The sequence below is a fragment of the Nocardioides sp. J9 genome (genome assembly GCF_007829375.1).
Lineage (GTDB): Bacteria > Actinomycetota > Actinomycetes > Propionibacteriales > Nocardioidaceae > Nocardioides.
In genome coordinates this window covers 1-22,532 of the sequence record NZ_VLJQ01000095.1, presented here as the reverse complement: position 1 = coordinate 22,532, position 22,532 = coordinate 1, and the positions used below count along the sequence as shown (strand labels likewise).

The 22,532-nt window shown below is 68.2% G+C and carries 21 protein-coding genes; 18 read left to right on the top strand and 3 right to left on the bottom strand.

Annotation, left to right across the window (positions count from 1 at the left end; all coding sequences use genetic code 11):
* Window positions 1-9 precede the first annotated feature (9 nt).
* On the top strand, window positions 10-939 hold the full coding sequence (locus tag L615_RS16385; RefSeq protein WP_145725766.1) for a three-Cys-motif partner protein TcmP: 930 nt from the start codon (window positions 10-12) through the stop codon (window positions 937-939).
* On the opposite strand, the gene L615_RS16380 is transcribed toward L615_RS16385, so the two are convergent.
* From L615_RS16380 to mobF, 3 genes are all read right to left on the bottom strand, one after another.
* Entirely contained in the window at window positions 936-1,688 is a 753-nt protein-coding gene (locus tag L615_RS16380) for a DUF5131 family protein (RefSeq protein ID WP_145725765.1), read from the bottom strand. The genes L615_RS16385 and L615_RS16380 overlap by 4 nt on opposite strands.
* Before the next feature lie 93 nt (window positions 1,689-1,781).
* Entirely contained in the window at window positions 1,782-2,192 is a 411-nt protein-coding gene (locus tag L615_RS16375) for a hypothetical protein (protein WP_145725764.1), read from the bottom strand.
* Between the two features lie 105 nt (window positions 2,193-2,297).
* A complete protein-coding gene (gene mobF, locus L615_RS16370) occupies window positions 2,298-5,825 on the bottom strand; it encodes a MobF family relaxase (RefSeq protein ID WP_261376738.1) in 3,528 nt (1,175 codons plus the stop codon).
* A gap of 574 nt (window positions 5,826-6,399) precedes the next feature.
* On the opposite strand from mobF, the gene L615_RS16365 reads away from it, so the two are divergent.
* The 17 genes from L615_RS16365 to L615_RS16285 all read left to right on the top strand — a co-directional run bounded on the left by L615_RS16365 (window position 6,400) and on the right by L615_RS16285 (window position 22,250).
* Window positions 6,400-6,810: a hypothetical protein gene (locus L615_RS16365; protein ID WP_145725763.1), complete on the top strand. Its 411-nt coding sequence runs from the start codon at window positions 6,400-6,402 to the stop codon at window positions 6,808-6,810.
* Complete coding sequence (locus L615_RS16360; protein ID WP_145725762.1) at window positions 6,795-7,754, top strand: hypothetical protein; 960 nt, start codon at window positions 6,795-6,797, stop codon at window positions 7,752-7,754. Before L615_RS16365 ends, L615_RS16360 begins: the two co-directional genes overlap by 16 nt.
* Window positions 7,755-7,890: 136 nt before the next feature.
* Window positions 7,891-8,457, top strand: a complete 567-nt coding sequence (locus L615_RS16355) for an SAF domain-containing protein (RefSeq protein ID WP_261376737.1) — start codon at window positions 7,891-7,893, stop codon at window positions 8,455-8,457.
* Complete coding sequence (locus L615_RS23445) at window positions 8,457-9,221, top strand: hypothetical protein (RefSeq protein WP_183097506.1); 765 nt, start codon at window positions 8,457-8,459, stop codon at window positions 9,219-9,221. Before L615_RS16355 ends, L615_RS23445 begins: the two co-directional genes overlap by 1 nt.
* Window positions 9,218-10,690, top strand: a complete 1,473-nt coding sequence (locus L615_RS16345) for a CpaF family protein (RefSeq protein WP_145725760.1) — start codon at window positions 9,218-9,220, stop codon at window positions 10,688-10,690. The genes L615_RS23445 and L615_RS16345 overlap by 4 nt, the downstream gene beginning before the upstream one ends.
* Window positions 10,687-11,547, top strand: a complete 861-nt coding sequence (locus L615_RS16340; protein ID WP_183097491.1) for a type II secretion system F family protein — start codon at window positions 10,687-10,689, stop codon at window positions 11,545-11,547. Before L615_RS16345 ends, L615_RS16340 begins: the two co-directional genes overlap by 4 nt.
* Window positions 11,544-12,446, top strand: coding sequence for a type II secretion system F family protein (locus L615_RS16335; protein WP_145725759.1), 903 nt, complete (start codon window positions 11,544-11,546; stop codon window positions 12,444-12,446). The genes L615_RS16340 and L615_RS16335 overlap by 4 nt, the downstream gene beginning before the upstream one ends.
* A gap of 29 nt (window positions 12,447-12,475) precedes the next feature.
* On the top strand, window positions 12,476-12,670 hold the full coding sequence (locus tag L615_RS16330) for a hypothetical protein (protein ID WP_145725758.1): 195 nt from the start codon (window positions 12,476-12,478) through the stop codon (window positions 12,668-12,670).
* Window positions 12,639-13,073 carry a TadE family protein gene (locus L615_RS16325; protein WP_145725757.1) on the top strand — a complete coding sequence of 145 codons (435 nt, stop codon included), beginning with the start codon at window positions 12,639-12,641 and terminating at the stop codon, window positions 13,071-13,073. The genes L615_RS16330 and L615_RS16325 overlap by 32 nt, the downstream gene beginning before the upstream one ends.
* Window positions 13,070-13,492, top strand: a complete 423-nt coding sequence (locus L615_RS16320; RefSeq protein ID WP_145725756.1) for a TadE/TadG family type IV pilus assembly protein — start codon at window positions 13,070-13,072, stop codon at window positions 13,490-13,492. Before L615_RS16325 ends, L615_RS16320 begins: the two co-directional genes overlap by 4 nt.
* Window positions 13,489-13,911: a TadE/TadG family type IV pilus assembly protein gene (locus L615_RS16315; RefSeq protein ID WP_145725755.1), complete on the top strand. Its 423-nt coding sequence runs from the start codon at window positions 13,489-13,491 to the stop codon at window positions 13,909-13,911. Before L615_RS16320 ends, L615_RS16315 begins: the two co-directional genes overlap by 4 nt.
* The gene (locus L615_RS16310; protein WP_145725754.1) at window positions 13,908-16,937 is read left to right on the top strand and encodes a LysM peptidoglycan-binding domain-containing protein; all 3,030 of its coding nucleotides are present in this window, start codon (window positions 13,908-13,910) and stop codon (window positions 16,935-16,937) included. The genes L615_RS16315 and L615_RS16310 overlap by 4 nt, the downstream gene beginning before the upstream one ends.
* A 455-nt stretch (window positions 16,938-17,392) precedes the next feature.
* The gene (locus tag L615_RS16305) at window positions 17,393-18,301 is read left to right on the top strand and encodes a bifunctional DNA primase/polymerase (protein WP_145725753.1); all 909 of its coding nucleotides are present in this window, start codon (window positions 17,393-17,395) and stop codon (window positions 18,299-18,301) included.
* Window positions 18,302-18,656: 355 nt separating this feature from the next.
* Window positions 18,657-19,466: a serine/arginine repetitive matrix protein 2 gene (locus L615_RS16300; RefSeq protein ID WP_145725752.1), complete on the top strand. Its 810-nt coding sequence runs from the start codon at window positions 18,657-18,659 to the stop codon at window positions 19,464-19,466.
* Window positions 19,459-20,418 (top strand): ParB N-terminal domain-containing protein, encoded by a 960-nt coding sequence (locus L615_RS16295; protein WP_145725751.1) that lies wholly within the window; start codon window positions 19,459-19,461, stop codon window positions 20,416-20,418. The genes L615_RS16300 and L615_RS16295 overlap by 8 nt, the downstream gene beginning before the upstream one ends.
* A gap of 46 nt (window positions 20,419-20,464) precedes the next feature.
* The gene (locus L615_RS16290) at window positions 20,465-21,124 is read left to right on the top strand and encodes a hypothetical protein (protein WP_220794077.1); all 660 of its coding nucleotides are present in this window, start codon (window positions 20,465-20,467) and stop codon (window positions 21,122-21,124) included.
* Between the two features lie 7 nt (window positions 21,125-21,131).
* Window positions 21,132-22,250 carry a C40 family peptidase gene (locus L615_RS16285; protein WP_145725750.1) on the top strand — a complete coding sequence of 373 codons (1,119 nt, stop codon included), beginning with the start codon at window positions 21,132-21,134 and terminating at the stop codon, window positions 22,248-22,250.
* Window positions 22,251-22,532: the final 282 nt, after the last annotated feature.

The window sequence follows — 22,532 nt, the reverse complement described above, 5'->3', positions numbered from 1 at the left end:
GGAAGACCCATGACCGCGCGCGGCTGGAGCTACTGGTCAAGGAACAAGCTGGAGATCCTCCAGGGCTACCTGCCCGCGTTCAACCAGGCCGCCAAGTCCGTCGAGGAACGAATCTACCTCGACCTGATGGCGGGCGAGCCCGAGAACTTCGACCGGGACACTGAGAAGAAGTTCGACGGGTCCGCGCGCATCGCCTTGTCAACGACCCCGTCCTTCACTCGGTTCGCGTTCGGGGAGTTGCCGCCCCGCGCAGCCAGGATCAAGGCCGATCTTGAGGCGCGGCATCCCGGGGCGCCGTTCCGTATCTACCCGGGTGACTGCAACGTCACGGTCAAGCGCATGCTCGCCGATCTCAATGACGTCCGCTGGGCACCGATGTTCGCCTTCCTCGACCAGCAGGCAGCCGAGCTGCACTGGGAGACGATGGCGACGCTCGCTGCTTTCCGGAAGGGGAAGTTCAAGTCAGAGCAGTGGATCTTGTGGTCGCCGGCGATGATCGTGAAGGGCGCCACGGGTAGCAACGGCGACGCGTTCGCAGACCGGGTGGACCGCATGTACGGGTCCGACCGGTGGCGAAAGATCCTGGGCGCGCGACAGGCCGACTCGATCACGGCCAGCGACTTCCGTGCCGAGATGGTCAATCTGCTGCGCTGGCAGTTCGAGACCGAGCTCGGCTACCGGCACACGATCCGGATCCCGATGACGATGAAGACCGGCACCGCGCTCTACGACATGGTCTTCGCCACCGATCACGAGGCCGGCCTGAAGATCATGTCCCACCTCTACAAGAAGGCCGCCGAGCGAGAGCCGCGTATGAGGCAGGAGGCACTGGACGCGCAGTCGGGCCAAGAGGCGCTCTTCGGCGACTACGCCGGGCCGCTGCCCGAATGGAAGAGCGAGCCCTGCTGGGATCCGTCCGAGCGCCCGTGGTGGCGCTAGACGCCTGCTGCCGCCAACGCTGGCATGTCGTCCCAGGTCCGGCCATCGAGCTCGCGGCCGTTGGCCTTCGGCGTCCGGCCACCCCACTGCTTGAAGAAGAACGCGACGTCGGCGCGGAGGCACTGGTCGCGGATGTCCTCGACCCACTCAGGGGCCATCGGTCGGGCATGCAGGCCCGACTCGCCACCGGCGATCACCCAGTCGATCTGCTCGAGGTTCAGCCCCGGCATGGCCGTCAGGAGCGGCTCGCAGGATAGAAATCTCGTGGCTGCCGGCGTCGCCCGTAGGTGGTCGATGCGGTCGACGACGTCGAGGGATTCTACCGAGACGCCCATCCAAAGGTTGTCGGGCCAGTCGAGCTTGTCGGCGACCCGTGCCATGCGGTGCGCGCGCTTCGTCAGCACCTGGTAGGTGTGACGCGGCGTCTCGCGCATGACGTCGAAGATGTCGCGGATGAAGTCCAGCGGGACCTTGGCGTGGAAGAGGTCGCTCATGGAGTTCACGAAGACGACCTTCGGGGAGCGCCAGCGGTAGGGCTGATCGAGCGAGGACGGGTGGAGCGTCACCGCGAACCCGGGTCCAGACGTTCGCGGGTCGCCGTCGTTCTTGTACTTCTCGGCGCCCATCGCCTTCAGTCGCTTCGCCAGAGTCAGCGCGTAGCAGTTGTCGCAGCCCGCGGCGACACGGTCACACCCGGTCACGGGGTTCCAAGTGACCTCGGTCCACTCAATCGCGCTGTGCGTCGCCATGGTTCACCACCCCTCTTCGGACACCGTAGCCGCCCAGAGGACGGCACCGGCGGGAAACGCCGTCTGCATCAGCAGTCACATTGGGCACTCCTGTCAAGCAGCATCGGCTCCTGCGCTTTTCTCGGGGCTCGATCGACTTGCCCCTCGCCCGGTCGAGTGCCGAGATCCTCGGATAGGCCGACCGACCGGGAGGCGAAGCCCTCCGACAGCCGATGCAAGCGAGGTCAGGCATGCCAGGATGGCGAACTTGATCGCATCCCATGCAAGCAGCAGGACGACGATGTTGAGCAAACCCGGGGCGCCAGCATCGATTGCCAGGTGGAGTGTGTGAACCGAAAGGGCGCACGCGAATGCGAGAGCGCCAAGGGCGACCGCCATGCGGATCGTTGGGCGAGCCGATTGAACACGTCGGATCAGGACGTTGGACGGCGCATAGGCCTGGAGCAGGCCGTACGACAGGGTCGCAAGGATGATGACGGGCAACGCGATGAGCAGCAGCAACATCCCTGACCTCCGGGGCTGGGTGATGACGAACCCTGCTTAGGTCAAGTCGCCCGTGTCGCCGAGCCAAACCGGGCCGCTTTGTGGATGGAGACGCCAAGGATGGTCCTATCGGGCGGAAACGGCCCGAAGATCGGCGACAACTTTGCGTCCGGCCGGCGTTGACTCAGCGGCGCTGTCCGCGGCACGTCGTGCGGCTTGTACGGCACGACGACGATCCGCCCGTTGTGCATCGGCCGTCGCTCCTCCTCCGACGGGCAAGTCCGAACTGACCTTGTATCGGTCGCGGTACGCCGCGACTGTGGCCGCGGCGAGCATCCAGGGCGTCTGATCCTTCGGATCGGTCGGCGGCCTTCCCAGTCGGCGAGCCCAGGGTGCGCCCGCGTCCACAGCTGCCGCCGCGAGTGCGAGGGCCCGGGCCTCGATGAGCTCGGCCCGTTCGCCGATCGCCTGGCGGTCCTCAGCGGACATCTCCCCCAGCGGCTCAGGGATCAGCCCCGCGATCAAGCGCGGGCGCAGCCGGCAGCCCCGGGGCGGGGATGCGGCTGCCTGCTCGACCCGGTAGCGAAGCACTGCGGCGATGTCTTCAGCATCGTCCAGCGCGTTCTGCCCGACCACACGCGGAACCAGCTTCTCGAGGTCGTGATGATAGGCCTCGGCCCGGCGGAGGGACGCGGTGAGCGGTCCGAAGGCGCTTGACTGGACTACCGCTTCGTGCTGTTCAGGCGTGAGGCCGGACCGCCGTAGGAGTTCCAGGAAGCGATCGCGTTGGACGTCTGCCGCAAGGGTCTCGAGTTCGGCCGCGAGGCGGTCGATGCCGCCATGGATGGCGTACTCGGCCTCCATCGTCTGGTGCGCGGACATGCTTGCGCCGCTGTGCTGGAGCACCCCGAAGAGCACGGTGCGAGCCGTGACGTCGTCTGGCCCGGGAGTCGAGTGACTGTCGTCCGGCTGGTCGAGAGCTACGTAGGCGATGTTCGACTCCCGGCCGCGGCTCATGGACACGTAGAGGTTCTCTCTGGTCGTCGTCGGTGTGACGACGACGTGGGAGGTGTCGACGGTGATGCCCTGAGCCCGATGAGCGGTGACGGCGTAGCCCAGGTCGACGTACTCGCCCACGTAGTCAGGCGGCAGCACCGCCCTTCCTCGACGTCGCGGGTCGAGCCGGTCGACCAGCACGGAGCCGTCGCGGCGAATGTCGACCACGCGCCAGCGGTCACCGTTCTTGACCCAGCCACCACCGGAGGTCCGGAGGGTGCGCTCGTTGCGCCGCGTGATGACCACATCCCCAACCGAGGCGCTGTTGCCTGCGGCCAGTGGGATCTCACGACCATCGACGGCGCCGTCGAGCAGGAGCCGTTCGGCGCGGGCCCGCTCGTTCAGAGTTCGCACGGCGTGGGATGACTCGGTCACGAGGATGCTGGCCTTGCCGGCGCTGCAGTCCGCGCGCCATGCCTCGTAGGCCCGGTCGAGCATCTCGTCGGTCAGTCCTTCGCGGACTCGCTTCTGGCGGATGTACGTCGAGATGACCTCGACCTCACCCCGACGAAGGGCGAGGGATGCGTGCCTCTCCCACTCGTTGACGAAGCGATGGACGTCGGTCAGCTCCGGGGCGTCGGTACGGCGGCCGACCAGCAGCGCGAAGGCGCCCCCCGCTTCGACGGACTGAAGCTGATGGGGGTCACCGACGAGCAGGACCTTGGCTCCGGCCGCCTCTGCTATGCCACTGATCCGGTCGAGCGTGGTCGTTCCCGCGAGCGTGGCCTCGTCGATGATCACCAACTGCCCGGCGCGCAGGTCCGTGCGTCCGTTGTCGTACTCATGCAGCCACTTCGCTGTGTTGTCACAGGTGACCCCGAGGTCGTCGGCCAGTGCCTGCGCAGCTGTCGCGGACGGCGCCAGACCGATGACGCTGCGCTGCCCGTGCTCGATGATCCACGCGGCGCGGAGGGCGCGCATCGTTGTCGTCTTGCCGGCGCCCGCGGGGCCAACGAGCAGGTCCAGGTTCCGTCCGGACGAGGTGATGCTCTCGAGTGCGGTCCGCTGTTGAGTGCTGAGTCGACCGTTCGAATGCCTCACCACGCGCGCCAGTGTGCTGCGGCGTACGGTCGGCGCGGTCGTGGCTTCGGAGCGGTCCAGGAGACGTGCTTCTTCCTCGATGATCGCGGTCGAGGAGTACTTGGCCGCGTGCCGCTGCCGGAAGAGGCTCGTGCCGTCCTCCCGCTGGAATCGGATCGGGCTGCTCGCGAGCTCCGGCGGGGTCAGCGACACCGACTGACGCTGGTCGGCCTCGACAACCATCGCGACGACCGCCTCGCGGTCCGAGGTGGTCGCGAACCGGAGGTCCATCGCCTGCTTCGACGCCTCCGCCATGAGGTTCCAGTGATTCCACACCGCCCGCTTGACCTCGACGACGGCCACGACGTCGGCTGCGATGGCCTCTGCCGCTGCCAAGGGAACGTCGTCGACGGCGAGCGGAGTGCCTCCGGCGCTCAGGAGTGTTGCGGCCCAGGCTGTTGCATCGGCACCCACGCGCTCGGAGGCTCGCCGCCGCCAGTCAGCGGTGAGGTCGGCGAGGGACCGCAGCTCCTTGGGTGGGCGGGTGGCCAGGGTGGCCTGGGCGCGGAGCTCGACGATGACCTTGGGCGACGGCATCCGACCGTGCCGTGCGACGTACTCCCCGATGAGCTCGTCCTTCTTGAGCTCGATTTCGCGGGTGCGGCTCGAGAACTCGGCGATGAGCTCATCGCTGACGCCGACGACCTCCCACTGCGGATTTCGGTCGGCGCTGCGTTCGCGAAGTTCCCAATCGATCCCGATGTCGCGGCTGAGCCGGTCGGCCAGCAGCCCGTTGTAGTGCGCGGACAGTCCCGTGACGGAGGAGAACACCGGACGGCCGTCGAGGCTTCGCCAGCGCCCGTCCATCACCGTCAGCACCTTGTTGGACACCACCACGTGGGTGTGGAGCTGAGGATCCCCGGCGCGGGAGTCGAAGTGGTCGTAGGCCACCGCAGCCACCCCGGCGACGCTGACTTGAGCCACGGCGCCATCGCTGTCGGAGATACCCGCCCGAGTCGCGGCTACCTCCCGCTCGAAGAAGGCGATGACGTCGGCGACGGCCGCGTGATGTGCATCCGCGATCTGCTCCTGGGTGGCCGCGTCGGCGACTGCCCATAGCACCGACACCGACTTCGGGACGCTGAAGGTGAGATCGAAGCCAGCCACTGCATGGCGCATGCCGGCGGCTGTCTCCTCGGCTTCGATCCTGCTCGTCTCGGCTGCGCAGTCCTCCTGGATCATCTCCGGGTCGAGAGCCGCCACTCGCTCGTCGATGCGGTCCGCCAGACGCTTGTAGGTCGGATACGCGCGTCCGAGCTGCTCCCCCGTGATCGGGTCTCGCCCCATGCCGATCAGCAGCGCGAGCTGCTCCTCGGTCACCTGCATCCCTGCGCCGAGCTGGCCGTTTCCGAAGGCCCGAACTCCCGAGCCGAGCCAGCGACCTGGCGGCGTCCCGACCTCCGAGTAGTACCGGGTGAGTGACGTCGACAATGCTCTGCTGCCGTCGCCCGCGGCGACACTGCGCAGCAGGTACTGGTAGCCGCTTCCCGCGGACATACGACGCAGCGAGACCGTCACGGCCGTTTCCTTTCCACAGCCCTCAGGTGCGCTTGTCCATCCACAGACCCCTCGATCTGCAATCCGTGTGAAGGCGAGAAGGGCTGAGGTGGAGGAACGTGGCGGACAGGGCGTAGGGCGCGGGCAAGCGCGGGGTGGCGAGGTAGAAGGCGTGGCAGGGACCAGGAGGAGAAGGAAGGCTCAAGAGGAAGGGGTGAGGTCGGGACGGTTGGAAGGCGGAGAGCACCTGAGCGGTGCCCCGGAAGGCGAAATGACTGGGTGCCAAATCCAAATTCGGGCTTTACGATGAGGCGCAGACGGCGCTCGGGATCCGTCCCCAGCGGCGTCCGCCTCCTCAGTCACATGCAGGAGGGACAGGAACCGCATGATGAATCGACTCGGGCTGATCTCCTGGGCGACCGGCACACTGATGTTGGCCGCGGTCTCCTCCTGTGGCGGCAGCGACACCGATCCCCCGGCGACCGCCSMGCCGTCGTCGACGTCACCGAGCTCACCGACGACGAGCGCCTCGCCGAGCTCCCCATCCGACGCGGCGAGCGCTGATGCAACCGACATAGTCCGGAACTACTTCACGGTGGTCGACCAGCTCCGCAGCGATCCTGGGGCCGATCTCAAGAAACTGAGGTCCGTCGCGACGAGCGCGCAGCTGAACGCGGTCACCACCCTCATCGACCGATCGCGCGACGAGGGACAAAGGCAGACCGGCACGACAGCCATCAACGAGCTGCAGGTCCAGTCAGTGACCCTCGACAACTCCAACCCGAAGGCGGGCAAGGTGCCGACGGTCGTCATCGACGTCTGCTGGGACGTCAGCAAGGTCGACGTGCTCGACACGAGTGGCAAGTCGATCGTCTCCCCCGACCGCCCGGACACCGGGTGGACGCGTTACACCGTCGCGAACTACAAGTACGCCGCTGACCCGACCGGCGGCTGGCGCGTGGCGACGGGCCAGGACCTCAAGCAGACGCCATGTGCCGCATCCTGACTCGCCTCCTCCTGACCGCGCTGACCGCCGCCGGCCTCTTCGTCCTCGTCCACGCTCCGTCATACGCGGACACGGTGTGCTCGCAGACCGACCCGGCCACGGGCGAGTGCCTCATCTGGATCGAGGTCCCGGGCACTCCGGGGACGCCAGGGGAGCCCGGTGACGACGGGCCACAGGACACCGGCAGCGGAGCCGCCTGCTACTGGGACGGCACCAGCCAAGGCATCACAAAGCCTCCGCCCGGGCCGGTGCCCTGCTCCTCGACCGCTGGCTACTGGTCGAACAGCTACCACTGCTACATCAGTCCAGTCGAGCCCCAGCCGCCCGCGGGCGACCCCAGCTGGCAGGGTCACGAACCCGGGGACGGCGCGGTCTACAACTGCTACCAGCCGCAGACCGGCCTCCTCATCACCATCTGGTCGCAGGACCCGCCGCCGAACTCCGGCACCGGACCAACCCCGCGCGAGGTAGCGCAGATCGCGATCGAGGAGATGCATCTGTCCGCTATCAACATCGGCATCGCGCCCGAGCCGGGTCCGGAGAGCGTCGGCCTTGTCGGGATGCCCGTCTGGATGTGGGCCAAGGACCCGAACGCCCACACCGTCGGGCCCATCACTGAGAGCGCCTCCGCCGGGGGCATCACAGTCACGGCCACCGCGAAGGTCCTCCACATCACCTGGGACATGGGGGACGGCGCCGAGGTCATCTGCGACACGGCGGGCACGCCGTACAAGCCGTCGTACGGGAGGGAGGACTCCCCCGACTGCGGCCACACCTACACGAAGTCGAGCGCGCACGAGACCGATGACGCCTACACAGTCACGGCCACGTCGAGCTGGGTCATCACGTGGTCGGGCGCCGGCCAGACCGGAACGATCCGGCTCGACGGCCTCAACCGCTCGACACAGATCAGGATCGGCGAGGCGCAGGTGCTCGTGAACTGACGAGCTGCGCGGGAGGTACGACGAAGTGTCCACAACTGCCCGAGAGGACCGGAGGACCGGCCCGCGCCCCTCCGCGCCGGAGACCACCGCCAGCATCACTCCCCCGCCCAAGCTCCGGAGACGCCCGGCGCTCGTCGTGGCCGCGGTCATCGTGACGGCGCTCGGCTGCCTTCTCGGCGCGTGGGCCTGGAGCGCGACGACGAACACCCAGGAGGTGCTTGCCGCCCGCGACACGATCCACCGCGGTGAGATGATCGAGGCAGAGGACATCCAACGGATCCGTATCAGCGCCGACCCGGCTCTCTCGCCGCTACCCGCTTCGGCGTTCGACGATGTCGTCGGGCAGCGGGCAGCTCTCGACATCGCGGCTGGCGGCCTGCTCACGAACGAGTCGACGGCCGAAAAGCCGCTACCTCCGCAAGGCCAGTCGATCGTCGGGATCTCTCTGACACCCGCGCAGGTCCCCGGAATGCCGCTGTACGGCGGCCACAAGGTCCGCATCATCGTCACCCCAGGCGACAACGGCGAGGCGCCGGCAAACGCCCCGGCATTCACCGTCGCCGAGGTCGTCGGCACTTACCTGGACGAGACAACAGGCAACACGGTCGTCAACGTCCTGGTGCCTTATGCGGACGCGGGTGTCCTTGCCGCACGAGCCGCCACCGGGAACGTCGCCTTGGTGCTGGACTCGGGGACCGAATGATGGCTGTCATCTGCCTGACCTCCGCATCCGGATCGCCCGGCGTGACGACAACGTCCGTCGGCCTCGCGTTCTGCTGGACGCGCCCTGTGCTTCTCGTCGAGGCCGATCCGACCGGCGGCTCGGGGATTCTTGCCGGATTCATGAAGGGCACGACGCCGTACGACGCGGGACTGGTCGAGCTGGCGCTCTCGCCGCTGGGCACGGCGGATGCGCTACGGGACGTCGTCCGGCCACTGAGCCCGAACGTCTCGCTCGTCGCGGGAACGCGGACACACGCTCAGGCGGCGGCACTACGCGACGTGTGGGAACCACTCGCCTCGGCCTTGCGCGAACTCGAAGCGAGCGGGCAGGACGTCATCGTCGATGCCGGCAGGCTCGGACTGACGGGGTCGCCCCAGCAACTCCTGGACTCGGCTGACGCAACCGTGCTGGTCACTCGCGCCAACCTGCCGGCGATCTCGGCGGCACGCTCGTGGGCGGAAACCGTCCGCCAGCCCGGGACCGGGTGGCGACACCCGGGCCTGCTCCTGATCGGCGAGGGGCAGCCCTACCGAGACACCGAGGTCTCCAAGGTGCTCGGCATGCCGGTAGTCGCCGACCTCCCCGACGATCCGGCGGCGGCCGCTGTCTATCACCGCGGCGCGCGCCCGCCCCGCCAGTTCGAGACCGGACCCTACGTCCGGGGGCTCCGGGCATTAGCTGAGTCGGTCCAGGCGCACGTCGCACGCAGTCGGTTCGCTCTCGTCGAGGAGGCGGCACAGTGACCGAGGCCTCCCGTTACCGGAGCGAGTACGGCGACCTCTCGCGCCTGCCGCTGTTCAGCCAGTCGACCAACGGCACGGCGTCAGCAGCCGCCAAGCTCGGCTCTCCGGTCACCGCTCCCCCGCCATCGGGCCCCGACGTCGAGTGGTCCGTCGTGTCAGAACTGCGCGCTCGAGCGTCCGAGCAGCTGAGCCAGGCCGTCGCCTCAGACCGCAGCCGCCTCGACAAGGCAGCTCAACAGGAGCTCGGCCGTTCGATCGTCCTGGACCTCATCGAGTCCGCGATGGCCGACGACGTCGACGCCGGCCGCGGCGCATGGAGCCCCGCGCGCCAGCAGGCGACGGCGCAGGCTGTCTTCGACTCCCTCTTCCGCCTTGGCCGACTGCAGCCCCTGGTCGACAACGACGACATCGAGAACATCGTCATCGTCGGCCACGACAACGTCCTCCTCGAACTGGTCGACGGCACCCTGATCGATGGCCCACCGGTCGCTGACTCCGACCAGGAGCTCATCGACTTCCTCGTCTTCCTTGCCTCGCGCAGCGAGGTCAACGCTCGCTCCTTCTCCGAGGCACAGCCGCGGCTCCATCTGCGGTTGGACGGCGGCTCCCGCCTGGCCGCCGCAGCCTGGGTTACGCCCCGTCCATCAGTCGTGATCCGCCGACACCGGCTGATGCAGGTCACCCTCGACGATCTCGTCGCCAGAGAGATGATGACGCCGACCGCGGCATCGTTCCTGCGGGCCGCTGTCCGTGCGCGGCGCTCGATCGTCGTCGCCGGCGCCCAGGGGGCGGGCAAGACAACCCTGGTCCGGGCGCTCTGTGCCGAGATCGATGCCATGGAGGCGATCGGCACCTTCGAGACCGAGTACGAGCTGCACCTCCACGAACTCGGCCGCCACAAGGTCGTCCACGCGTGGGAGGCACGCCCGGGATCCGGAGAGCGTGGGCCTGATGGCCGCCAGGCTGGCGAGTTCACTCTCGACGAGGCGCTCGTCGACTCCTTCCGGTTCAACCTCTCCCGCCAGATCGTCGGCGAGGTCCGGGGCAAGGAGATCTGGGCGATGATCAAGGCGATGGAGTCCGGGACGGGCTCCATCTCGACGACGCACGCGGCTGACGCCGTGTCGGCCGTCCGCAAGCTCGTCACGTGCGCGATGGAGGCTGGTCCTCACGTCACCCAGGGGCTCGCGACAAGCAAGCTCGCGGCCACAGTGGACCTGATCGTCCAGCTGAGCATGGAGACCAAGGCCGTCCCCGGCGGCGCGCAGCGGACGAGACGGGTCGCCGAGATCATCGCCCTTGCCCCCGGCGAGAAGGAGGTCGGGTACGCGACCACCCACGTCTTCCGTGCCGATGCGTCAGGTGTCGCCGTACCGGACGTGCTTCCGGACGAGTACCGCGCACTGGCCCACTACGGCTTCGACCTCGCGGGGTACCTCTCGACCCAGCCGTACGGAGCCCAGCCGTGAGCCCCCTGATTCCCGCCCTCGCAGGTGGACTGGTCGCCATCGGCATCCTCGGTATTGCCCTCGGCCTGCTACCGACAGCCGAGCCACCTCGCAAAAAGCGCATAGCCCGAGGCCGCCGCGTCAACCTGACCTCGCGCACCCGGATGCTGCTTCTGACCGGCGTCGGGCTGGGCGTCCTCGGCTGGATCATCACCGGCTGGATACTCGCTCTGGTCATTGCGCCTGTGGCGGTCATCGGACTGCCGGCTCTGCTGGGCGCTCCGCCCGCCGCCACCCAGATCAACCGACTCGAAGCGATGGAGGAATGGACGCGTTCGCTCTCCGGTGTCCTCACCGTCGGAATCGGGCTCGAGCAGGCACTGGTCGCGACACTGCGCTCCACTCCGGCGCCGATCAGTCCTGAGGTCAGCCGACTCGTCGCTCGCCTTCGTGCCCGATGGGACACCGAGACGGCGCTCAGGGCCTTCGCGGACGAGCTCGACGATGCGACAGGCGACCTGATCGCGGCGAACCTCATCCTCGGAGCACGCCGCCGCGGCGCCGGGCTCGCGAGCGTTCTCGAGGGGCTCGCAGAGTCGGTCGCGGCCGATGTACGGGCCCGCCGCCAGGTGGAGGCCGATCGAGCCAAGCCTCGCGCGACCGCTCGATGGGTGACACTCATCAGCGCCAGCGTGCTGGTTGTCCTTGCGCTCTCCGGCCAGTACGTCGAGCCGTACGCGACCGCCATCGGCCAGGTGATCCTCGTCGTGCTCCTCTCGGCGTACGTCGGCACCCTGATCTGGATGCGACGCATGGCTACCGGCAAACCGCTGCCGCGCTTCCTCGAGACTCGACCCGATGCGGTGGCGACGCCATGATCACGGGTCTCCAGTTGGCGGTCCTGTCCGGCGGCCTGATCGGCCTCGGGCTCGCTCTGGTCGTCGCGCGGCTCTTGCCCGCGGAGCCGGACCTCGCGGACGCGTTGGAGCGGGTCTCCTCGACGCGCAACCGCGCGAACACGAGGGCTTCGGCGGCGCGGACTGGCAAGGAACGGCTCGGGCTCTGGGGCATGCGGGTGCTGCCTCCCGGAGTGTGGGTGCGGACGCCGACCCACGAGCTTGCCCTGCTCCGGATATCCGTCGCGCAGTTCTACGGCGAGAAGCTCACCTTCGCGGGCCTCGGTCTCCTCATCCCGCCCGGGCTCACGCTGCTCTTCAACTCGCTCGGCCTCGGCCTTCCACTTCAGATCCCGGCGCTCGCGTCGATCGGCCTCGCGGCCGTCATGTTCTTCATCCCGAACTACAACGCGCTCGATGAGGCGCGGAAGGCGCGCGTCGAGTTCGCCCGCGCCCTCGGCGCCTACATCGACCTGGTCGCCCTCGAAAGGCACAACGGCATCGGTGTCCGACAGGCCATGGAAGCGGCGGCGGAGGTCGGCGACTCCTGGGTCTTCACCCGGCTCGCGGAGGAGCTGACGCGGTCGCGCTGGTCGGGCCTCCCGCCTTGGGATGCATTGCACACCTTGGCAGAGGAGCTCGGACTGCCCGAGCTCGACGACTTCGCCGACATCATGCGGCTCTCCGGCGAGGAGGGAGCGAGCGTGTACGCCACCCTGCGTGCCCGATCCGCCGCCATGCGCACGGCGATGCTCAACGAAGAGATCGCCCAGGCGAACGCCGTCGGCGAGCGGATGACCATCCCCGGCTCGCTGCTCGGCGTCATCTTTATGGCCCTGCTCGTTGCCCCCTCATTGCTTCGCATGTTCACGACCTCGTGAAACGGAAGGACAGATCCAAGGAGGAACTCATGTTGAAAGTCTTGATCCTGCTTCAACTGGCGGTCCTAACCTCGTACGACGACCTGCGAGCCGCCCGACGGGACGAGCGTGGCTCGGTGACCACGGAGCACGTGCTCTGGGCTGTCGCCGTGATCGCCATCGTCGGGATTGTGGTCGCGGCCGTGACTACCTATGTCAAAAGTCAGGCCGGCAACATCAAGTAGCCGCCGCCGGCGGCGCGACGACCGGGGCTCGGTCTCGATCGAGCTCGTCATCCTGCTGCCCGCGCTCTTCGCGGTCATGTTCCTTGGGATGCAGGCCGCGCTCTTCTACCACGCGCGAACGGTCGCCATCGCCGCCGCGCAGGAGGGCGCCCGAGCGGCCGGCGCTGAACATGGCCGGGAGGCCGACGGCGTGGGCGCTGCCAACGACTTCCTCGCAGAAGCTGGTGGCGAGGATGTCATCACCGGGACGTCGGCCACCGCCAACCGCACGACCACCACCGCGACGGTCACAGTCACGGGCTTCAGCCTGAGCGTGATCCCCGGATGGAACGTTCGGATCACACAGAGCGCGTCAGTTCCCGTTGAGCGGCTCACTGCTCCCAACGCGGCGGGAACACCATGAAGCGGCGAGACGAGCGCGGGTCGGCGGCGATCGAGGCGGCGATCGGCGTACCTGCCTTCGCGCTGTTTCTCGGCCTGATCATCTTCGGCGGCCGTACGGCGACCACCCACGAGGCGCTTCAGTCTGCTGCCACGGACGGCGCCAGGTCAGCCTCGCTGGCGCGGGACGCGCAGACCGCACGCGCCGACGCTCACGCGGCTGCCGTAGCGAGTATCGCGAACCAGAAGATCGGCTGCTCCGATGTCGACGTCAACGTCGACACCGACGACTTCAACAAGCAGCCCGGTGTGCCCGGCTCGGTCGACGTCACCGTCTCCTGCCGCCTGAACCTCTCCGACCTGGCGGTCCCGGGCGTCCCCGGCTCGCGGGTCATGCAGGCGACCATGTCCAGCCCCATCGACACCTGGCGGGAACGATGAACAGGGAGCGGGACGAGCGCGGCTCGATCACCGTGTGGTTGGCCCTGGCCAGCTTCGTGATGATGTTCCTCGTCGGACTCGCCGTCGACCTCGGCGGGCAGGTGCACGCACACGAACGAGCCCACGATGTTGCAGCCCAAGCGGCTCGCGCCGGCGGCGAAGAGGTCGAGGGCAGTGCGGCCATCCAAGGGCGGGAGCTCACCATCAGCCCAGCTGCCGCTCGTGCTGCCGCTCAGCGCTACCTGGACTCCGCGGGCGTCACCGGGACGGTCGAGATCACCAACGGCGACACGATCACGGTCACCGTGCACGACTCGTACGACCCGCAGTTCCTGGGCTTGATCGGCATCCATCGTCTTGACGTGTCGGGCACCGCGACGGCTCGTCTGATCCGCACCCTCGGAGGTAGCCAGCGATGAGCACCCTCAACTCCCGCCTGAGTGGCCTGGCAGCCACGCTGGCCCTTGTCGCTTTCGTGCTCGGCGTACCGACTGTCCTGGTCGCGATCGACGCGCTTCCGGACCTTGCGCAGTTCGCGTGGTCGCGACTCACCGCACCGGACGACGGGACGTTCGCGGTCGAGCTGATAGCCGCCGCCTGCTGGATCGCCTGGGCAGTGTTCACCTGCCAGGTCATCACATCGATCGTCTCCCAGATCCGGGGCATCCGCACGCCACGGTTGCCTGGACTGGCCGTGCCGCAGCTCGCGGCCGATCGACTCGTCGCGGCAGCTGCCCTGCTGTTCGTCGCCTTGCCGACGGCGACAGTGTTCCTGCCTCAGCCGAGGGCGGAGGCCGCTGCGACCGCTGCACCGTTGGTCGACGACACCCGTCAGATAGTGAAGCCCGCATACGCCGCTGCGCCTTCGCCAACGGTCGAGCATGAAGAGGAGAAGGAGCCGGAGGTCGAGCGGTACACGGTCAAGCGTGGCGACAGCCTCTGGAAGATCGCCGAAGAGCGCCTCGGCGGCGGCACAAGGTACGTCGAGCTCGTGGCGCTCAACGAGGCCGTCCTCGATGGGCGTCCCGACTTCCTCCTGCCGGGCACCATCCTCCGTGTGCCGATCGCCGAGACCGCTCCGGCGGACCCCTACGTCGTGCGGCCCGGCGACACCCTCTCGGAGATCGCAGAGGCCCAGCTCGGCGACGCCGACGCCTACCCCACGATCTACGAGGCCTCCCGGAACACCGTCCAGCCCAACGGAGACCGCCTCACCGATCCGGACCTGATCCTGCCCGGGTGGAAGCTCACCATCCCCGGACAGACGCCGGCGCCGGGCTCACGGGAACCCAGGCAGGCGAAGCCGCCGGAAGAGCCTGCCGAAGCGACCCCAGCCCCGACCGAAGTCACGCCTACTGAACCGGTCGGCGAAGTGGCGGCTGACTCCGACGAGCCGGGCCCGAGTTCGGATGACAGCGTCGTGCCCGGCTGGCTGGTTCCCGGTCTCGCCGGTGCGGGAGCGGTCCTCGGCGGCGCGCTGTGGGTCGCACTCCGCTCCCAGCGACGAACGCAACTGCGGCATCGGCGTCCGGGCACGGTCATCCCTCCCCCGCCCGCCGAGCTCGTTCCCGCCGAGAAGACGGCACGCGCCACAGCATCGGTGCTCGCGCCCCGGATCGACGCCCTCGACGCCGCGCTCCGATCCTTGCCGCCGCTTCACCTGGTCACGGTGACGCTCGCAACCGACGAGATCTCCTTGGCTCTTCTGGAGCCGGCCGACCTGCCAGCGCCATGGTTCGGGGCCGGCGTTGAGTGGCGCCTCGATCTAGCGGCCGTGCCCGATCGCCCCGACGACTCGTTCCCGCCGTACCCGCTCCTGGTGAGCGTCGGACAGCGCGACGACGGCTCCTTCCTGTTCCTTAACCTCGAGCAACTCCGCACGGTCACCGTCACCGGGGGCAGCACCCGGAAGGAAGCCTTCGCACGCCACGTCGCTGCCGAGCTGGCGGTCAACCCGTGGTCGGTCGTAACAACGGTCGACGTCCTCGGGCTCCGGTCTGACCTAGCGTCGTTCAACCTCGGTCGGGTCCGGACGCACCCGGCTGGCGACACCGAGTTCATTGCGGACCTCGTCCGCGACCTCTCCTCCATGACAGCGGGCGTCGAGCCCGACGACTTCCACGCCGCGATCATCGCCACCGCAGACCGCCCCACCCCCGACTTCGACAAGCTCGCAGACCTGATCGAGGGCATCCCGGGTCGGTCTTCGGTAGCGCTCGTCGACCTCGCGGGCGAACCTCGACCCTCCGGAACCCATCTGGTATTGACACCAGGCGGTCGTCTCCGGGTGACGAGCCTGGGTATCGACGTGACTGCTGCCGGACTCAGCGGTGATGAGGCCAGAGCGTGCGCGCTCCTTCTCGATCTCACCCTCGACGACACGGTCGTACCTGTCCCGAAGCCGGACGCTGAAGACGCCGTGGCCGACCTCGGCGGCGCCCTCGTCGACGACCTGACGGACCCGCGTTCCGAAGGTCCAGCGGGCGACCTCGCCTTGCTGCCTCTCGATGCAGCCGTCTACGCCGACGCCGCTGCCACCACCGCCGAGGACGTTGAGGTTCTGGCACCGCCCGCGAAAGCTGAGGCCGGTCGGGCAATCGAGGCTGCGGACCCGAGCCTCGACGAGGACCTCGCACGCTGGGAGTCGCCCACGCTGTCTTCGGTGAAGCTGACGCTCCTCGGGCCGGTGGGCGCCCGGGCAACGGGCGACACCAAGGCAACGGCTCATCGGCGGCCGTTCTACGTCGAACTGCTGGCCTTCCTCGCACTCCATCCCCATGGTGTCTCCGGCCACGAAGTCGCAGACGCGTTCGGGATCCGTCCTGAGCGCGTCCGGGTGGACATGAGCCAACTACGTCGCTGGCTGGGGAACGATCCCCGCAGCGGTGAGCCCTGCCTGCCAAGAGCAGAGCCCGGCCCCAGCCCCGACTCACCTGCTCTCTACAAGCTCAACAGCGTCTTGTGCGACCTCGATCTGTTCCGTCGCCTCCGGGCTCGAGGGCAGAGCCGCGGCGCCAGCGGCATCGACGATCTGATCGCGGCACTCCGACTCGTCAACGGCGAGCCGTTCACCGACCTCCGCGAAGGCCATTGGAACTGGCTGCTCGACGGCGACCGCTGGGACCACATCATGACAAGTGCCATCGTTGACGTTGGCCATATCGTCACCACCCATGCACTCGCCGCGGGCGACACCGGCCTCGCCCTGTGGGCTGCTCAGGTTGCCTACACGGCGTCGCCGTACGACGAGGTCGCGCAACTCGACATGGTCCAGGCGGAGAAGGCAGCCGGTAGCCATCAGAAGGCCGACCAGGACCTGAATGAGAAGGTCTTCAACCGCCGTGACGACGAACTGCCGCCGATCGACGTTCCGCAGCGCACCGCACAGATCGTTCAGGGTAAGGACTGGGCAACCCGTGGCCCCAGTGGTCGTCGCACCGGATGATCTGAGCGCCAACGACCGTCGTTCCGACGATTCCGAACATCGCTCAATCTTGACCAGACCTCGAACATGTGTTCGACTCGGTGTGTGGCAATGACATCTGGCGAGCAGCAGTACATGGCTGGTTACAACGCGGGCCGGACCATCGCTCTCCAGACAGGATCGGCGGACGCGGGACACCGCTGGCTCGCCGAGCACAGAGAGACTGACAGCGCCTTCATCGCAGGCTACGAGTGGGCACTCTGGGATTACCAGGATGCCAACGGACTGGTCCACGGCTCCCGGACCGTGGCCATCTCCGGTTAGGTGACCCCGGGCGGGCCAGAGAGCCAAGTACCGGCACCCTCCCCAATACAACTTAGGGAACGCCTCTGACCTGCGGAAACGCAGCGTTCCCCGGTACGTTCCCCCTCCTTGTTACCCGATTCCGGTAACACTGCGGCTCCACTCTCAGGGGCATGTTCGACCCGGCAAACCCGATCCCAGAGTGGACCGTCTCGACGATGCAGCGTGTCGCTGCCGAACCGACCCTCGCGGGCGCCGCGATCCGCTACGCCAACCTGGGCATTCCGGTGTTTCCCTGTGTCCCAGGCGGTAAGCAGCCGCTCACGCCGAACGGCTTCCTCGACGCGACGTCCTCGGCCAGCGTCGTCCATCAGTGGTGGCAGCGGACACCCGACGCGAACATCGGTCTTCCCACCGGCGCCCGCTCCGGCATCCTCGTCGTCGACATCGACGTTCACGCGGGCGGCAGTGGATTCGCGCCGTTCGAGCGTGCTCGCTCCGAAGGGCTCGCCCTGCACTGGGGCTGGATGGTCCGCACGCCGTCGGGCGGGGTCCACGCCTACTACCCGAGCGTGCCCGACCAGGAGCAGCGGTCGTGGCAGGTCCCGTCCGCGCACGTCGACTTCCGAGGCGACGGCGGCTACGTCATCGCTCCCCCGTCCCGGATCGAAGTCGGCGGCGCGATCAGGACGTACGACGTCATCGCGGTAACGACCCAGCCGGCCAAACCGGTCGACGGGGTCAGACTGCGTCAGTTCCTCGAGCCGCCCCGACCGAAGCCACTGGGGCCGCCTTCTGGTCTTCCACCAACGCGATGTCGCCCCGAGGCCCTCGCCCGGGTGGTGGCCCTGACTCCTGAAGGCGGTCGCAACCGGGCCCTCTTCTGGGCGACGTGCCGGATGGCCGAGGACGGCCAGAGCCATGCGAACGCTGTCAGCTACCTGGTGCCCGCCGCCCAGTACGCCGGCCTTCCCGATCGGGAGATCGAGTCGACCATCGACTCCGCCTTCCGGATCGCGTCCCGGCTCCGCCCCGGGAGCCGCCTGGGCCCTACCCAGAGGAATGAGGCGATCCAGCTGTGAACACCCACGCCGAGTACCGCCGTCACAGCTACCGTCCGCCGGAGCCGCTGGCGTCAGCGCCGGCGCCGGCGCCGAACACCGAAGCGGCCGCTAGCGCTCTCGCTCGCCACCGTGATCCGTCGCTCTCCGCGGAAGGCAAACCGCCGACACCGACGGCGAGGGGAATCGCCTGGGTCCGGCCCACCGAACTCGCGACGTACGTCGCGCCCACGGTTGGGCGTGGGGTCGACCTTCATGCCGAACTGCTCCGACGCGCACGCCGGTCTCCGGTTACGACCACGCGCTCCCTCAAGCGAAGCCTCCCCCACTCGCCAGCGCCGACCCGAGCGGCGAACCGAACAGAGGGGTTGTCGCTGTGAGCCATTCGTTCGAGACCGCGACGGGGCTGCGCCGGCTTCTCGTCCGTCTACGGGTGTCCGGACCGAACGCGTGGGAGCACGACGCCGAGGCCCACGACCTCATGCTTTACGCCGCGCGGAAGTACGAGGCGCTCGCGATCAAGCACCGCTGCGACCCGACCGCCGGAGCTGCAGCGGCGTTCGAGGCGATGCGGACCTACGCGGTCCGCACGGCCGATGACCCGTGGGCCGTCGTCACCATGGCGGTCAAGGTCACGCTCATCGCCGAGGAGCGTGCCGACGGGCTCCTGTGCTCCGTCGACCAGGCCAGGCGGCCGGAGATCTCCAGGCACCACGACGTACGCCGGTTCTGCGACACGGAAGCCGACCTGCCCAACTTCCTTCCCACGCTCGCCGTCGAACCGTTCAACCCGGACGAGACTCCGCCGACTGGCGCGTACGAAGCGGTCGACGCGACGATCGACCTCTTCACCGCGCTCGGCTGGCCGCGGGACACAGCCACCTGCACGCTCGACTACATCTCCGCACGCCTGGTCGAGTCCGGATCCCGCCCGAAGGCCCATGCAGCTCTGCGGCGCGACCACACGGCGCGGGCGCTCCTCGACATTGATCAGGAGGCGTGGTCGACCGTGCTGCGCATCGTGCTGGGGAATCCGAACCCCGACGAAACCTGTACGTCCGACGGGCACGGCGTACTCCTGCGGCTGCTCATCGGGCACCCGGTAGCCGAACTCCTCGACGACGACCTGCTCGTCTTCGAGATCAGCGAGTCCGCTCCGCGGCCGAAAGTCCAGATCCATGCCTGACACCCGCGGCCACATCGAACTCGACCGAGCGCTCGACTCGATCACCGTCGGCGTCCGCCACCGCAAGGACCCTGGCGACCTCAGGCCACTCATGGAGTCGATCGAACGGCTCGGCCTGCTACAGCCGATCACCCTCACCCCCGAGGGCGTCCTGGTGTGCGGGTGGCGGCGGCTCGAGGCCGTACGCCGGCTCAGCTGGCGCACGATGAAGGTCTGGGTCCGGTCCGGCATCTCCGACAAGCTCTCGCTGCTGCTCGCTGAGCAGGACGAGAACCAACTGCACAAGCCACTGAACGAGCTCGAGAAGGCGGCGCTGTACCGGGAGCTGAAGGCTCTTCGAGCCGAGGACGCCGAGCGGCGGATGCAGGCGACCCAGTTCGGGAGCTCCGGCTCCGCACCCGGTGCGGAGCCGGGCGAGAACGGCGATGCGCGGTCGCAAGCGGCCATGGCGATCACCGGAAAGGCGTCGTACAACACCCATGAGCGGGTCTGTGCGCTCATGGACTGGGCCTCCCGAAAGGCCACGCCACCAGAGATCCGCGCGCTGGCGAACGACGCGCTGCAGAGGATCGAGCGGGGCGAGCCGGTGAAGCCGCTCTACCTCAAGGTCAAGGAAGCCTTCGACGATGCGCAACAGCCGCAGCCGGAGGAAGAGACCGATCTCGCTCGGCTGGCGCGTGAGGCACGGGCGCGTGCCGAGCGCGAGGTGCGCGAGAAGGGCCGCAGCGGCCTCAAGCGCAACCACGGACCGAGCAGCCACTTCCGCAGCGTTCGCTCGTTCAACCTGACCTGGACCGAGCTCGATGGCTGGACGGAGCTGTACGACGTCGATGCCCTCGCCGCTCAGCTCAGCCGCAGTGACTGGGAACGGTTCGACCGGGTGGTCACCGCCACGATCGCCTTCCGCGACCAACTCGTTGCCGCCCGACGTCACGCAACGACATCGGCGTAGGTGGTGCACCTATCGAACGTCCCTGAACCCGTCACTCGGAGCTCCGATGTCCAACCTGACCGGCCGCCAGATCATGCTTCTCCTTGGATGCGCGCTCGCGATCCTCACCGCCGCCGTCGGCATCTACGGCCTGATTCGCGGACCTGGGGGCACATCCTCCGGAGACGGGCCACCGGCGGCTACCGAGGTCGTGGCGGATCCGACCAACCCGGTCGACACCCTGCGGGATCGCTCTCTCCCAAAGACCACCGACCCGGTGGCCTACGCGCGCGCAGTGGCGGTCTCGCTCTTCGAATGGGACACAAGTGCAGGCTTCCTGCCCACTGACTACACCGCGGCGGTGCTGGCCGACGCCGATCCGTCCGGCGAGGAGACTCCCGGACTGATCAATGACGTCGCGACCTACGTGCCGACGGTCGAACAGTGGCTCGACCTAGGAGCGATGGAGGTCGTCCAGACGATCGAGATCGACGACGCCTATGTACCGGACTCGTGGGCAGCCGCCGTCGATCAGGCTCACGGGCACCTGCGGCCCGGAACCACGGCAGTGACGATCACGGGGACCCGCCATCGCAGCGGAGTCTGGAACGGTGAGAAGGCCGAGTCGTCGTATCCGCTCTCCTTCACCGTCTTCGTCGCGTGCCCGCCCTCCTTCGAGCGCTGCCACGTTCTGCGCCTCTCGCAGCTCGACAACCCAATGAGGTGAGCGGCCGATGGGCATGAAGGTCCTAGCCGCCGGCGCCGCCACGGCGATCCTGTTCGCGCCCGGGGCCGCGGTCCTTGGCGTAGCAACGCTGGTCAGCCCCGCGGCCGCCGGGTCCGGCAGTTGCATGTGGGAGGGCCAGTCCACCGCCAGCCTCGGTGTCGCCGGCCCGGTGCCCGCGACCCTCACTGCGACCAACACGAACGGCGAGACCGTCACCCTCAGCAAGCAGCAGCTCACGCGGGCCGCGACGATCGTCGCCGTCGGTAACGACGAGGGCATCCCGGCGCGAGGCCAGCTGATCGCCGTCATGACCGCCCTGACGGAATCGTCCCTGCGAGTCCTGTCGAACACGAGGGCCTACCCCCACTCGGCCAACATCCCGAACGACGGTGACGGGAGCGACCACGACTCGGTCGGGCTGTTTCAACAGCGACCCGCCGCAGGCTGGGGCACGATCGAGAACCTGATGGACCCGGTGTGGTCGTCCCGCGCGTTCTACGGCGGGCCGAGTGGACCGAACCACGGCTCTCCGCGCGGCCTGCTCGACATGGACGACTGGCAGACGATCGAGCCTGGCACCGCCGCACAAGCTGTCCAGGTCTCCGCCTACCCCGACAGGTACGCCGTCAACCAGCCGGTCGCCGAGAAGGTTCTTAGCGCCGTTAGCGGCGTATCGCTAACCGGCGACCTGGAGTGCGCGCAACCCGCCGGCGACCTACCCGCCAACCTTCCGCCCGGCTTCCCCGGAGCTCTCATCACGGCGGCCGCTTCGCAACTCGGCAAGCCGTACGTCTGGGGCGGCGGCGACTTCAACGGTCCCACCGGCGGCGGATTCGACTGCTCCGGTCTCGTGCTCTTCGCCGCGTACCAAGCCTCCGGCGGCCGGATCCGGCTCCCCCACTACTCGGGCGACCAGATCCACGCCGGCACGGGCATCCCTTGGGCCCTCAAGCGACCCGGCGACCTGATCTTCTTCAGCTATCCAGGCGCTGGCCGCCCACACCACGTCGCGATCTACGTCGGCGGCGACAGGATCCTCCACGCGCCCCGGACTGGCGATGTCGTCCGCTACGGAACGATCAGCGAATTCGCTGGCGAGGTAATCACCATCCGCCGCCTGCACTGACTACGAGTCCGGGTCGTCGGCAGCGCCTTTGAGCAGGAACTCGTTGATGTCCTGAGAGCCGACGTTCGCGCCCTCTGGAGGCGTAAGAGTCCCCAGGAGTGGTGGGCTTTGAGGAACCACGGCGAGGCTGCCTGACGTAGACGGCCATCGGCGGGATCTTCGGTGTGAAACGACCAAGAGACACACTGAAGGAGATCCACCGATGGCCTTGCCCCAGTCTGCCCTGTCCGAGCTGCTCGAGGCATTCCGTGCCGGTGATGGCGTCGATCTGATCCGTGATTC